This is a genomic window from Uliginosibacterium sp. sgz301328 (assembly GCF_041807905.1).
Taxonomy (GTDB): Bacteria; Pseudomonadota; Gammaproteobacteria; order Burkholderiales; family Rhodocyclaceae; genus JBGVSA01.
Genome location: NZ_JBGVSA010000050.1, coordinates 1 through 13,502, shown reverse-complemented (window position 1 = coordinate 13,502; position 13,502 = coordinate 1). Strand labels below are relative to the sequence as shown.

At 64.1% G+C, this 13,502-nt stretch carries 13 protein-coding genes and 1 pseudogene; 6 read left to right on the top strand and 8 right to left on the bottom strand.

From position 1 onward, the window contains the following. Positions 1–348 precede the first annotated feature (348 nt). From ribD to ACDA63_RS19760, 5 genes are all read right to left on the bottom strand, one after another. Positions 349–1,437: a bifunctional diaminohydroxyphosphoribosylaminopyrimidine deaminase/5-amino-6-(5-phosphoribosylamino)uracil reductase RibD gene (gene ribD, locus ACDA63_RS19780; RefSeq protein ID WP_373665024.1), complete on the bottom strand. Its 1,089-nt coding sequence runs from the start codon at positions 1,435–1,437 to the stop codon at positions 349–351. 68 nt (positions 1,438–1,505) lie between these two features. Next, positions 1,506–1,982, bottom strand: coding sequence for a transcriptional regulator NrdR (gene nrdR, locus ACDA63_RS19775; RefSeq protein WP_373665023.1), 477 nt, complete (start codon positions 1,980–1,982; stop codon positions 1,506–1,508). A gap of 121 nt (positions 1,983–2,103) precedes the next feature. Further along, positions 2,104–2,460 (bottom strand): carboxymuconolactone decarboxylase family protein, encoded by a 357-nt coding sequence (locus tag ACDA63_RS19770; protein ID WP_373665022.1) that lies wholly within the window; start codon positions 2,458–2,460, stop codon positions 2,104–2,106. A gap of 4 nt (positions 2,461–2,464) precedes the next feature. Further along, complete coding sequence (glyA, locus tag ACDA63_RS19765) at positions 2,465–3,712, bottom strand: serine hydroxymethyltransferase (protein ID WP_373665021.1); 1,248 nt, start codon at positions 3,710–3,712, stop codon at positions 2,465–2,467. A gap of 233 nt (positions 3,713–3,945) precedes the next feature. After that, positions 3,946–4,578, bottom strand: coding sequence for a histidine phosphatase family protein (locus ACDA63_RS19760; RefSeq protein ID WP_373665020.1), 633 nt, complete (start codon positions 4,576–4,578; stop codon positions 3,946–3,948). A gap of 179 nt (positions 4,579–4,757) precedes the next feature. Here ACDA63_RS19760 and ACDA63_RS19755 point away from each other — a divergent pair, with 179 nt between their 5' ends. Together ACDA63_RS19755 and ACDA63_RS19750 are read left to right on the top strand one after the other, a co-directional pair. Then, positions 4,758–5,357 carry a TRAP transporter small permease subunit gene (locus tag ACDA63_RS19755; protein WP_373665019.1) on the top strand — a complete coding sequence of 200 codons (600 nt, stop codon included), beginning with the start codon at positions 4,758–4,760 and terminating at the stop codon, positions 5,355–5,357. Beyond that, positions 5,350–7,065, top strand: a complete 1,716-nt coding sequence (locus ACDA63_RS19750) for a TRAP transporter large permease subunit (protein WP_373665018.1) — start codon at positions 5,350–5,352, stop codon at positions 7,063–7,065. Before ACDA63_RS19755 ends, ACDA63_RS19750 begins: the two co-directional genes overlap by 8 nt. A gap of 27 nt (positions 7,066–7,092) precedes the next feature. On the opposite strand, the gene ACDA63_RS19745 is transcribed toward ACDA63_RS19750, so the two are convergent. Together ACDA63_RS19745 and ACDA63_RS19740 are read right to left on the bottom strand one after the other, a co-directional pair. Beyond that, positions 7,093–7,284 carry a hypothetical protein gene (locus tag ACDA63_RS19745; RefSeq protein WP_373665017.1) on the bottom strand — a complete coding sequence of 64 codons (192 nt, stop codon included), beginning with the start codon at positions 7,282–7,284 and terminating at the stop codon, positions 7,093–7,095. A 259-nt stretch (positions 7,285–7,543) separates the two neighbouring features. Beyond that, on the bottom strand, positions 7,544–9,595 hold the full coding sequence (locus ACDA63_RS19740) for a sodium-translocating pyrophosphatase (RefSeq protein WP_373665016.1): 2,052 nt from the start codon (positions 9,593–9,595) through the stop codon (positions 7,544–7,546). Positions 9,596–9,818: 223 nt separating this feature from the next. Here ACDA63_RS19740 and ACDA63_RS19735 point away from each other — a divergent pair, with 223 nt between their 5' ends. Then, entirely contained in the window at positions 9,819–10,553 is a 735-nt protein-coding gene (locus ACDA63_RS19735; protein WP_373665015.1) for a hypothetical protein, read from the top strand. A gap of 4 nt (positions 10,554–10,557) precedes the next feature. Here the strand turns inward: ACDA63_RS19735 and ACDA63_RS19730 are convergent, their stop codons facing one another. Then, positions 10,558–11,985: a PLP-dependent aminotransferase family protein gene (locus ACDA63_RS19730; RefSeq protein ID WP_373665014.1), complete on the bottom strand. Its 1,428-nt coding sequence runs from the start codon at positions 11,983–11,985 to the stop codon at positions 10,558–10,560. 194 nt (positions 11,986–12,179) lie between these two features. Here ACDA63_RS19730 and ACDA63_RS19725 point away from each other — a divergent pair, with 194 nt between their 5' ends. The 3 genes and pseudogenes from ACDA63_RS19725 to ACDA63_RS19715 form a co-directional block, all read left to right on the top strand. After that, complete coding sequence (locus ACDA63_RS19725) at positions 12,180–12,551, top strand: hypothetical protein (RefSeq protein ID WP_373665013.1); 372 nt, start codon at positions 12,180–12,182, stop codon at positions 12,549–12,551. A gap of 67 nt (positions 12,552–12,618) precedes the next feature. Further along, positions 12,619–12,950: pseudogene (locus tag ACDA63_RS19720) on the top strand (multidrug efflux SMR transporter). A gap of 212 nt (positions 12,951–13,162) precedes the next feature. Beyond that, the coding region (locus ACDA63_RS19715; RefSeq protein WP_373665012.1) for a hypothetical protein at positions 13,163–13,502 on the top strand (340 nt) is incomplete at its 3' end.

The following is a 13,502-nucleotide window of genomic DNA, read 5'->3' as shown; positions in this document are numbered from 1 at the left end:
AAAGTAGGTCATCGTCAGACTACCTATACCGCAAAGCCCCGACAGCGACACCGCTGATCGGGGCTTTGTCTTTGGATCGGCCGGTTTGCGGTTGCTGGCGTGATTGCGGGCGCGCTCGTCGTTGTGGCGCGAGCGACCCGCCTGGCCAAACCCCCGGCTCCAAGCCCTCGCTCAGCCCGCACCGCTGACGGCAACGCCGCGTCCTGACTTCCGCCAGAACGTCGGGCCGAAATGGCACACCCGATCCCGCGCCAGAGCGCAGCCACCACCAATCGCATCTCGCGCGCTGTCGCGCTCCAGCCACCGCTTCGCGGTCGCCATGCGCGCCTTTCTTCTGTTTCTGGGTCCCTAACCCCGCTCGAAGCGCACCAAAAGTCGTAGGTCCTGACCCACCCGCGAGCAATCGTCAATGTGCACAGCACGCCGCTGCGTGAGATCCGTCATTTCAGGCAGGGCCAACAGGCCGCGCGCGGCGTCACCAAAAAAACTCGGCGCAAGATAGATCACTGCGGCGTCCGCCAGTCCGGCCGCCACGAGAGCCCCGTTGAGCCGGGCGCCTGCCTCGGTGAGGACTTCATTCAGTCCCCGCTTGCCCAACTCCTGCATCAATGCGGCAAGATCGACGCGGCCATCCGCGTTCGGCAGGGCGATGACTTCCACTCCGCGCGCCTCGAACGGAACCCAACGACGATGGTCATCCTGCGCCGTGACGATCAAGGTTGGCGCACCATCCAGCACGGCCGCATCAATGGGGGTTTCCAACTGACGATCGATGACGATCTTCATGGGTTGCCGTAGCGTCTCGACAGACCGGACGTTGAGCTTCGGGTTGTCCGCGAGCACCGTGCCGATGCCCGTCAGCACCGCGCAGGAACGTGCGCGCCAGTGATGCCCGTCAGCACGTGCGGCCTCGCCCGTGATCCATTGGCTCTGACCGTTGTTGAGCGCGGTTTTGCCGTCGAGGGTTGCGGCAAGTTTGAGCCGCAGCCAGGGGCGTCCGCGCGTGACACGCGAGATGAAGCCCTCATTCAGGCGGGCGGCGGCTTCACTCATGACGCCGACCTCCACTGCGATACCGGCATCGCGCAGACGCGCGAGTCCTCGTCCCGCGACCAGGGGGTTCGGGTCCTGCATGGCGGCGACTACCCGGCGTACGCCGGCGGCAATCAATGCATCGGAGCAGGGCGGCGTGCGCCCGAAGTGGGAGCAGGGCTCCAGCGTGACGTAGGCGGTGGCGCCGCGCGCGGCCTCTCCCGCAGTGCGCAGGGCGTGGACTTCCGCGTGCGCCTCGCCAGCGCGTTCATGCCAGCCCTCGCCGACGACGTGCCCGGCGTCATTGACGATGACACAGCCGACACGTGGATTGGGCGTGGTGGTGTAGAGCCCGCGCTCGGCAAGTTGCAGGGCGCGCGCCATGAAGAAAGCATGCGACGACATGGAAGCTCTCCGGTGCCACGGGAGTGCGGCACGGCGTCAGGTTTCGGAACGATAGCCGCGCAGCGCGGCTACGAAATGCGTTGCTTGGCGCGCGCCTTGGTAGAGACTTCGCGGATCACTTCGGAGAACTCTTCAGCGTCTTCAAAGTTGCGATACACCGATGCGAAGCGGATATAGGCGATCTTGTCGAGCCGCTTGAGCTCGCGCATGACCTGTTCGCCGACCTTTTCCGACGGGATTTCGCGCTCACCCATGGACAGCAGCCGGCTTTCGATCCGCTCGATGGCGGCTTCGACACTCTCGGCAGTGACGGGGCGCTTGCGCAGCGCGAGCTTCATGCTGGCGAAGAGTTTTTCGCGATCGTATTCGGCGCGGCTGCCATTGCGCTTGACGATCTGCGGCATGCGCAGCTCGATGCGCTCGTACGTCGTGAAGCGCTTGTCGCATTCACCGCAACGGCGGCGACGGCGAATGATGTCGCCTTCGTCGTTCTCGCGCGTGTCAGTGACCTGGGTCGAAGGGGTGCCACAGAACGGGCATTTCATGATCGGAGGGAAAAGTAGGCAGTAGTCTTCATTCTATCCGCCAGAAAAGAAAAACCGTTCAAAAACAGACGTGTTCTTGAACGGTTCCTGATTGCCGTGCATCAGATACACGGCGAGCGCCTTATTCTTGCCCGCCGACCTTGTCGGCGTTATTGGCTGCCGCGCTGGCCGCCTCATCGTAGGTCGCCACGGCAACGGGCAGCGATTGCGTGACGATGCTTCCTGCAGCAGGCAGTCCAAGCAAGACTGCGCTGATGATCTCCTCGCGCGATGCGCCATGGGCTTGCGCCGACGCCACATGAAACGGCACACCCGATGTGCGTCCCAACGCAGCCAGGACCGCGAGATAAGCCAGTTCTTCAGTCTTTTTGTCCAACGCGCTGGCGTCATCCAACCCTTTGACCGCCGCATGCCATGCTGCGGCGTGCGCCGGCGCTTCAGACAGAAACGTTTGAAACGCGTTGGACAGGTGGCTCATGGGATCAGCCGTAGACCGGGAACTTCTTGCACAGCGCGGATACCTCATTGCGCACGCGTTCGATCACGGCCGCATCGTGCGGGGCGTCGAGTACGTCGGCGATCAGGTGCGCGACACGTTCGGCTTCGATCTCGGTGAAGCCACGCGTGGTCATCGCGGGGCTGCCCAGACGGATGCCAGAAGTCACGAAGGGCTTTTCCGGGTCGTTCGGAATGGCGTTCTTGTTGACCGTGATGTGGGCCTGGCCGAGGACGGCTTCGGCTTCCTTGCCGGTGATCTTCTTGTTGCGCAGATCGACCAGGAACACATGGCTTTCAGTGCGGCCGGACACAATGCGCAGGCCGCGTTGTTCGCCCAGCACGCGCGCCATGACGCGGGCGTTGGCGATGACTTGTTCCTGGTAGGTGCGGAACTCCGGCGTGGCCGCTTCCTTGAAGGCCACAGCCTTGGCTGCGATCACGTGTTCCAGCGGGCCGCCTTGCAGACCCGGGAAAATGGCCGAATTGATGGCCTTTTCGTGTTCCGCCTTCATCAGGATGATGCCGCCGCGCGGGCCGCGCAGTGTCTTGTGCGTGGTCGAGGTGACGACGTCGGCGTGCGGTACGGGATTCGGGTAGAAACCTGCGGCGATCAGGCCGGCGTAGTGGGCCATGTCGACCCAGAAGATCGCGCCAACGTCCTTTGCCACCTTGGCGAAGCGCTCAAAATCGATGCGCAGGGAGTAGGCCGAGGCGCCAGCGATGATGATGCGCGGCTTGTGTTCGTGTGCCAGGCGCTCCATCGCGTCGTAGTCGATCTCTTCCTGCGCGTTCAGACCGTAAGCCACTACGTTGAACCACTTGCCCGACATGTTCAGCGGCATGCCGTGGGTGAGGTGGCCGCCTTCGGCCAGGCTCATGCCCATGACGGTGTCGCCCGGCTTGGCGAAGGCCATCAGTACGGCCTGGTTGGCTTGCGAACCGGAGTTCGGCTGCACGTTGGCGGCGTCCGCGCCGAAGAGCTTCTTCAGGCGGTCGATGGCCAGTTGTTCGACAATGTCGACGTATTCGCAACCGCCGTAATAACGCTTGCCCGGATAACCTTCCGCGTACTTGTTGGTCAACTGCGAGCCTTGGGCTTCCATGACTGCCGGGCTGACGTAGTTCTCGGAGGCGATCAGTTCGATGTGGTCTTCCTGACGCTTGTTTTCCGATTGGATGGCAGACCACAGTTCCTGGTCGACTTGGGCAAGGGTTTTTTGCTTTGAAAACATGGTTTTCCTGATTGAGGGGGCGGCCAAAGGCGAATGATACCCCGTCCGCCGGACTGGCTGCGCATGCGGCAACGGTTCGGGCCGAAATTCTATACGAATCAAGGCCATGTCCGCCATGATGCGCACTGGCGGGTGCGCCTCGATCGGGGCGCCCGCATCAAACGGAAGCAGGCAAACGCATCGGCGTTCGTCTCTGCAGGTCACGTGCGTTACGCAGCGGTCGTCTCGTCAGATCACAGTGGCAGTTCGTCGAGATTGCGGTCGAGATGCGCGCGCTGGTCCCACGCGAGCATCGCCCAGTTGGCACCGTCCCATGAAATCCAGTTGAGCGTGGCGTTGCCCAGCGCGAAGTCGCGCGGGGCCGACAGCGGCATGCCGGTGGCGATGCGATAGGCAATGTCGAGCACGCCACCGTGCGCGACGGCCAGTACCGTTTGACCGGGGTGGCGACGGGCGATGCCGTCCAGGCCTTTGTGCACGCGCTCGGCGAAGACAGCAAGGCTTTCGCCGTCAGGCGGCGTGGCTTCGAGTTCGCGGGCCCGGACGCGCGGTTGGATGTCGGGAAAGCGCTCGGCAGCCTCGTCGGGTGTCAGTCCCTGGAGCTGGCCGAAATTCCGTTCCCGCAGATGCTCGTCGAGTTCGACGGGTACATCGATCTGGCGGCCGATGATCTGTGCCGTGGCCAATGCGCGTTGCAGGTCGGAACTGTAGATGGCGTCGAAGCCCTCTTGTGTGAGGTGGGTCGCAGCGGCATGCGCTTGCCGCAACCCTTCGGCATTGAGCGGAATATCGGTGAAACCTTGCAGGCGGCGGGCGACGTTCCAGTCGGTTTCGCCATGGCGGACGAGGCAGATGCGAGTGATCATGAATGCTATCGGTATGTATGCACCAAAAAGGGGGTTGTCGCTGCCCGACAGGCTACTCGGGCATTGATCTGGTTTCCCCCTATATTAGCGTGCGGTGCGGCGCAAAATAATCGCGCAACTACAACAAAGGCCGTATGCAATCGGCAAGCGGCCCACGCCACTCAGAGAGGAGCAGCCGCATGGATGCGCTGATACGCCTATCCAGATGGATAGACGCGCTGAACGAAAAAGTGGGGCAGGCCACGATCTGGCTGATCCTTGCGGTGACATTGATCAGCGCGATCAATGCCACTGTCCGAAAGGCATTCGACGTCAGTTCGAACGCCTTCCTCGAAATCCAATGGTATCTCTTCTCTGCGGTCTTCTTGCTCGGCGCGGGTTACGCGCTCCTTAAGAACGCCCACGTACGCATCGACGTACTGGTGTCGCGCTTCAGCTCACGCGTGCATGCGTGGATCGACATTCTCGGCACCCTCTTCTTTCTGCTGCCGATCTCGGTGATGGTCATCTGGCTGTCGTGGGGCGTCTTCATGACGGCCTACACATCCGGCGAGATTTCGCCTAGCGCGGGTGGTCTGATCCTGTGGCCGGCCCGCCTCCTGGTGCCGGTCGGCTTCACGCTGCTTGCGTTGCAAGGCATCTCGGAACTGATCAAGCGCGTTGCCTTCCTGACGGGCCGCCTCAAGCTCGACGCCGCCGATGAGGCCAGCGCCGAAGAGCTTCTTGCCGAAGACATCCGCCGCATGCAGGAAGCCAAGGGAGGCGCGCGACATGATTGAGTTCATCTCCGCGAACATGGCGCCGATCATGTTTGCCGCCATGGTGGTCTTTCTGCTGCTCGGCTACCCGGTGGCGTTTTCGCTGGCGGCGTGCGGCGTCGTGTTCGGCTTTATCGGCATCGAACTCGGCCTGCTGCCGCCGCAACTGTTCCAGGCCATGCCGGATCGCATCTGGGGCGTGATGAGCAACGACACGCTGCTGGCGATCCCGTTCTTCACTTTCATGGGACTGATACTCGAACGCAGCGGCATGGCCGAAGACCTGCTCGAAACCGTCGGCCAGCTCTTTGGCCCGGTGCGCGGCGGGTTGGCGTTCGCAGTCATCTTCGTCGGGGCGATGCTGGCCGCCACTACCGGCGTGGTGGCGGCATCGGTCATCTCGATGGGGTTGATCTCGCTGCCCATCATGTTGCGCTACGGTTACGACCGTCGGCTGGCGAGCGGAGTGATCGCTGCATCCGGCACGCTGGCGCAGATCATTCCGCCATCGCTGGTGCTGATCGTCATGGCCGACCAATTGGGTCGTTCGGTGGGCGACATGTACAAGGGCGCATTCATCCCGGGCTTCGTACTCACCGGCCTTTACGTCATCTATGTCATCGGCGTCACGTTGTTCCGCCCGCAGTCCGCTCCCGCGCTGCCGCCTGAAGCGCGCACGATCCGCGAACCCGATGGCAGCAGCGGACTCCGTTCGGTGGCGGTATTGGCGATCCTGTCGGTCATCGTGGCGGTGGTGTTCGCGCAGCAGCGTCCTGCTGAAGAGCCGACCGACGAGCTGATCGTGGTGAGCACCTGCGTGGGCGTGGCGTTCGCCTTCATTGCTGCGTGCATCAGCAAATGGCTCAAGCTCCCATTCCTGTCGCAGATGGCGCAGCGCGTGACCTTTGTGCTGATCCCGCCCTTGGCGCTGATCTTCCTTGTGCTCGGCACGATCTTCCTCGGCGTGGCGACGCCGACCGAGGGCGGTGCGATGGGCGCCACGGGGGCGCTCATCATGGCGCTGGCGCGCAAGCGCTTGAGCTGGAGCCTGCTACGTCAGGCGATGGAGTCGACCGCCAAGCTGACCACGTTCGTCGTGCTGATCCTGGTCGGCTCACGCGTGTTCAGTCTCACCTTCTATGGCGTCAACGGCCACGTCTGGGTCGAACACCTGCTGATCAACATGCCCGGCGGCGTGATCGGGTTCCTGATCGTGGTGAACATCCTGGTTTTCGTGCTGGCGTTCTTCCTCGACTTCTTCGAACTGTCGTTCATCGTGGTGCCACTGCTCGCACCGGTGGCGGAAAAGCTCGGCATCGATCTGATCTGGTTCGGCGTGTTGCTGGCGGTGAACATGCAGACCTCATTCATGCATCCGCCATTCGGCTTTGCGCTGTTCTACCTGCGCTCGGTAGCGCCCAAGGCCGTCAAGACCACCGAGATCTACTGGGGCGCGGTGCCGTTCGTGCTAATCCAGATTGTCATGGTCGGCCTGGTGATCGCCTTTCCGCAGTTGGTGCACATCGGTCTGGGCACGCAACCGAAGGTCGACCTGGACAAGGTCCAGATCATCATTCCTCCGTCCGACGACACACAGAATCCCGATCAGTTGCAGCAAGAATTAGGTGGTCAACCGGACAGCAGCTCATCCAAGTCTGCGGGTGATGCCAGTCAGTCGCCGGAAGACAAAGCGACCGACGAGCTGCAACGTCAATTGATGGGCAAGTGAGCGAAACGGGCGGGGGCCCCGCCCGCTTCATGCCTGGGTACGTACGCCGGTGATGCCCGCCACACCGCATCCGAACGACCACTCGTCTGTCGGGGCGGTCGATATCACGATCATCCCGTCTTCCGGCCGCAAGCCCGGCGCCCCGCCCGGATCGGCCCTGCGCAGGGCATGGTTGTCGACATGACGCACCACTACCGCTCGTTGTGTATGACCCGCCATGCGTGATGCGTACCGCCGCCGTTGCGGTGCTTGACGAAGCGGGCGGCCGTGACGCCCGACGTTTACGAGCCCGAGTCTTGCCAGCGTGTGGGCGGCAGTGGGCGCCGGGCTTGGGCTGACGGCGCGAACGCCAGTCGGATTGCCGGCGCATTTGCATGTCATCGATGGCGATCTGCCGTCATTGGCGAACATCGATGTGTTCATGCTGTGTGCGCGACAGCATCCGATGCCCGCCGTTGCCGCCACCTCGCGGTGACGCTCAGATCAGCGGCACGATCAACAAGGCCACCAGGTTGATGATCTTGATGAGCGGATTCACGGCCGGGCCGGCGGTGTCCTTGTAGGGATCGCCCACGGTATCGCCGGTGACGGCCGCCTTGTGGGCCTCTGACCCCTTGCCGCCGTGGTGGCCGTCTTCGATGTGCTTCTTGGCGTTGTCCCACGCGCCGCCGCCGGCCGTCATCGACAGCGCCACGAACAGCCCGGTGACGATGGTGCCCATCAGCACGCCGCCCAATGCCTGCGGCCCGAGTGCGAAGCCGACGATGATCGGCAGCAGTACCGGCAGCAACGACGGAATCATCATTTCGTGGATGGCCGCCCGCGTGAGCATGTCCACCGCACGCGAATACTCCGGCCGCGCCGTGCCTTCCATGATGCCGGGTATCTCGCGGAACTGGCGGCGCACTTCCACCACCACCGAACCCGCTGCGCGGCCGACCGCTTCCATCGCCATGGCGCCGAACAGGTAGGGCACCAGCCCGCCGATGATCAGGCCGATGATGACGAGGTGATTCGATAGATCGAATGACAATTGCCGACCGCTGGCGGTCAGCGCGTGCGTGTAGTCGGCAAACAGCACCAGTGCCGCCAGCCCGGCCGAGCCGATGGCGTAGCCCTTGGTCACCGCCTTGGTGGTGTTGCCGACGGCGTCGAGCGGATCGGTGACGGCGCGGACGGACTCCGGCAGCTCGGCCATCTCGGCAATGCCGCCGGCATTGTCTGTGATGGGGCCGTAGGCGTCGAGTGCGACGATGATGCCCGTCATCGACAGCATCGCCATCGCAGCGATCGCGATACCGTAGAGGCCAGCAAGCGCGTGGGCGACCCAGATCGCAATGCATACGCAGATCACCGGGCCGGCCGTGGCCTTCATCGAAATGCCCAGGCCGGCGATGATGTTGGTGGCATGGCCGGTTTCGGACGCTGCGGCGACTTGTCGCACCGGCGCATAGTCGGTGCCCGTGTAGTACTCGGTAATCCATACCAGCAACCCGGTGAGCAGCAGGCCCACCACGCTGGCCCCAAACACCCGGATGACGGCGCCGCCCTGGATGCCGAGCTCCCTGTTGAGCACATCGTCCGGCACCAGCCAATTGGTCACGAAGTAGAAGGCCACGAGCGCGATGAGGCTTGCCACGATCAGCCCCCGGTAGAGCGCCGCCATGATCTTTTTGCCCGGCACGATGCGCACGAAGAACGCGCCGACGATCGACGCGATGATCGCCACGCCGCCCAACGTGAGCGGGTAGACCACGCCGACCTGCGGGTCGGAGGTCAGCGTGAGGGCGCCGAGCAGCATCGTTGCGATCAGCGTCACGGCATAGGTCTCGAACAGATCCGCCGCCATGCCCGCGCAATCGCCCACGTTATCGCCCACGTTGTCGGCGATTACCGCCGGGTTGCGCGGGTCATCCTCGGGGATGCCGGCTTCCACCTTGCCGACAAGGTCGGCGCCGACATCCGCGCCTTTGGTGAAGATGCCACCGCCCAGCCGCGCAAAGATCGAAATCAGCGACGAGCCGAAAGCCAGCCCGATCAGCGGCTTGAGTACCGTCGCCACTGGCGTGCCGGGCGCTGCGTTCGATGACAGCACGAAGTAGTAACCCGTGACGCCCAGCAGCGCCAGGCCGGCGACCAGCATGCCGGTGATGGCGCCGCCACGGAAAGCGACGGTCAGGGCTTCGTTGAGTCCTTTCTTGGCGGCTTCGGTGGTACGCACATTGGCAAGCACCGATACGTTCATGCCGATGTATCCGGCGCCGCCCGACAACACAGCTCCGAGCGCGAAGCCCGCCGCCGTCGGCCAGTCGATGGCCACGCCGATGATGATGAGCAGGACGAGGCCGACGATGGCGATGGTGATGTACTGCCGATTGAGGTAGGCCGCGGCACCCATCTGGATGGCGGCGGCGATTTCCCTCATGCGTGGGCTGCCGGCAGGCAGCCCCAGAATCCAGCGACTGAGCAATAGCCCATAAAGAACCGCCAGCACAGAGCTGGCGAACGCTACCAAAAGCGGTGCCGACATTTCTCTCTCCTGCAGGGATTGAACAGCCAAACACTGGTGCTTCGTGGCGCTTTTCGCGCTCTGTCATGGCGTCCGCATAACGCGACGGACACCCTCATTGCTGCGTGTGCTCGCTACGCTAGCATCCAGCGGGGCGCGCATCGGCTACAGACAAACCCGTACCGGTGGAACCTGTGAGCCGACGCGATGCCTGCACGAAACCAGCGCTCTCGTGGAGGCAATCATGGATCGCTCAGAAGATTTCGCCGATACGCTCGACCCCCGCCGCCGCGAAGCGTTGGTAAGGCTCGGCGCGTTAAGCGTGGCGGGGGTTCTGCCATCTGCAAGGGCAAGGGCCGCGACATCGTCGCCGTCGGTAGGGTGCGTGTTGATCGCACAGGAAACCGCCGGCCCGTTTCCCTTGCTGGAAGCACTGTCCAATCGGGCAATCGTCAGGCGGGACATCACTGAAGGGCGCAGCGGCGTTCCTCTAGCGCTGCATTTGAGCCTGCTGGATGTCACGCGAGGGTGCGCGCCGATTGCGGGGGCCGCGGTGTACGTGTGGCATTGCGACCGCGAGGGTGCGTATTCCGGCTACGAAGGGCGAGGCGATGTGTCGGTTGCGCGGCAGACGTTCCTGCGTGGCGTGCAAGTCAGCGACGCGGCGGGAGGCGTGCGTTTCGACACGATCTATCCCGGTTGGTATCCCGGGCGGGTCACGCACGTGCATGTGCAGGTGTATCTGCACGATGATCTGCGCGGGCGGGCCATCGCCACCTCGCAGCTCGCTTTTCCGGATGAGGCGACGCGCGCGGTATACGCCTCACCTCAGTACGCGGCGCATGGGCAGAACACATCGGTCCGGCGCGTCGTCGATGACTTCGCGTTCGCCGATGGCGCCGTGACGCAAATGCTGGATGTGACGGGTAGTCCCGCCCAGGGCTATCGCGCCGTGCTGGCGATAGGCGTTTCCGCGTAATCGATCACGCGGCCATGATGCGTCCAAGCAGGCGCAGCGCTTCATCCGTTTGCGCGCTGAACTGCCCGCCGCAACTGATGCGGATGAAATGGTCATAGCGTTCTGAATTCGAGAACATCAGCCCCGGCGAGATCCGCACGCCTGCCTTCAGTGCCGTCTCGAAGATGTCGCGCGACGATCGCGTGCCCGGCAACTGCACCCACAGCAACATGCTGCCCGATGGCATCGCCAGCCGCGTGCCTTCGGGGAAGTGCTCGGCGATCGATTCGGCCATGCGTTGTCGCCGCTCGCGCAGCAGGCGGCGCAGGCGGACCAGATGCCGGTCGTAGGCGGCCGAGCCCATGAATTCCGCCACGGTGATCTGGCCCAGCGCGTCGTTGGGGCGGCTTTGCGCGTACTTGAGCATGCGGATGCGCGCGTGCCAGCGTCCGCCGCTCACCCACCCCAGTCGCATGCCCGGCGCCAGGATCTTGTGAAGCGAGGCGCAGTGGATCACGTTGCCTGCGCGCTCCCAATGCTTGACCGCCTTCAGCGGACGGTCGTCATCGGCCAGCGCGCCGTAGGTGTCGTCCTCGATCAGCGCAACGTCATGTTCGTGGCACAACGCGGCCAGCCGTGCCTTGGCTTCGTCCGGCATCACGCTGCCGAGCGGATTCTGGAAGTTCGGTATCACCACCACGGCGCGGATGCCCGGTTGCGTGCGCAACGCCAGTTCCAGTGCGTCGACCGAGATGCCGTGCTGCGGGCTGGTCGGGATTTCAATACTGCGCAGGCCGAGGCTTTCCAGAATCTGCAGCAGCCCATAGTACGTGGGCGATTCGACCGCGACGGTGTCGCCCGGCTGGGTCACCGCGCGAAGCGCCAGGTTGATGGCTTCGGTGCAGCCGTGGGTGACGAGCACATCGTCTGGTGAGAGCTGCATACCGCTGGCCAGCGCGCGCCGGGCCAGCACGGCGCGGAAGGTTTTGTCGCCATGCGGAGGCACCGGGCTGACCAGGATGTCCGGGTGGCGGCGCAACGCGCGTGCCGCCGCCGTACGCAATGCGTCGGTCGGGTAGGCGTCGGGCGAGCCGAAAGCCACGGCCAGGTTGGTCTTGACCGGATACAGCTCGCACTTGGCGATGAAGTCCGAAACGCGGTCGTGGATGCCCACGAACTGCGCAGGGTCGGGGGCGCGGGCAGGGTCCGGCTCGACGAGCGGCGCCATCGTCACGCGCCGTGGCCGGCGGACGAAGTATCCCGAACGGGGGCGGGCTTCGAGCCAGCCTGCGTCTTCCAGATGGCGACAGGCTTGCAGCGCCGTCGACAGGCTCACGGCGTGCAGTTGCGTGAGTGTACGCACCGAAGGCATGCGGCAGCCCGGCGTGAGGGTGCCGGCCTCGATGGCGCTACGGTAATGGCTGGCGAGCTGAAGGTAGAGGGGCGTGTCCATGCTGTGATGATCGCGTCGGCGGGCCGACCGATACAGATACAGATTCCATGGAAATGCACCATAACAGATTGGCCGGGCGGCGTCTGATGTGCCCTACAAATGGCTTCTGTGTGTCTGTTGGTCGGTCCGATCGATCCTTAGGCTGTATCTGCCCGCCGCGCCTTTGTGGCGGCAGATTCCCAAAGGAGCGGATCATGAGTTCATACCCCTTGCCCCGACGTGTCCGCATTGCAACCGGGGGCAGTTGCGTACTGTCTGTCGAGGCGGGTGCGCTGATCGTGGCAGAAAGCGCGAGCATCGTCGTCGACGCCGGCACGCGGTGGCTGGACGGCGCCGGCCTGTCGACGCGCCGTCGCGTTGAAACCGGCGCTGCGTTCGAATCCCGCGAAGGCGGCTGGCTGCGTGTCGAAGCGGGGGCGCAAGGGGCGGATATCGTGCTGGTGGCGCCGCCCTCCCGCATTACGCTCATGACAAGGTGGCTGCCATCCTTGCGGGCCATGCTGGCGCGCGCGACAGGCCGGACGCGGCCGGCGCCTGCACGCCGAGCCGAGGAGTGCTCGGGATAGACAGGCGCTAATCACGGGGTCGGTGTCAGTCGATTCCGACCCCCGCAAACCTGTCTGGTGAATTCCCATGCAACAGTGGTTGTTCCTGTCCGTCGCCATCCTCAGCGAAGTGATCGGCACCTCGGCACTCAAGGCCTCGGAAGGCTTCTCGAAACTCGTTCCGTCGCTCGTCGTCGTGGTGGGCTACGGCACGCCTTTTACTTCCTGTCGCTGACCCTGCGGACCATGCCGGTCGGGGTGGCGTACGCCGTATGGTCGGGCGTAGGAGTCGCGCTCATCTCGCTGGCGGGGTGGTGGTTGTATGGACAGCGGCTCGACGCGGCGGCCATCGTCGGAATCTGCTTGATCGTGGCCGGCGTCGTCGTGTTGAACGCGTTCTCCAAAGCCGGCGCACACTGATGTGATGCCTGCTGCATGAAAAATCGTCCGTCCGTCGGTATTTCTTTATCGACCGTATGGCGTCGTCCTGCACGATAGGACATATCTGATATACGCTCGCCCACTGCGCGATGGAGTCCCGCGCAGTGTCGCCGGCCAGGCCCGTGTATGGCCGGCAATCCCCAACAGGCCCGTTCGCCGTGCGTGCGGACGGTGTGGCGAAGAAAGCGTGTATGAATCAGGGCAGGGCGTGGCTGGGCCGTCTGGCTGTGGTGGCAGTGTCGTGTGCACTCATTGCCTGTGGCGGCGGTGGCGGAGGGGGAAGCGACGGTTCGAGCATTTCGGATACCAGCGGCGCAGCATCCAGCCGCAGCAGCGCGGCGAGCAGCACCGCCACCAGCGCTGGCGCGAGCAGCAGCACTTCCAGCGCGGGCAGCAGTTCCAGCCTGGGCAGCTCGAGCGCAAGCAGCATCGCCAGCGGTCTTGCGGCGCTGAGCGCCGATTGCTCGGGCACCAACTGCGGGGCAGCTTCCAACAATACCTATGGCGGGACGGGCGTCGGTATCTGGCACT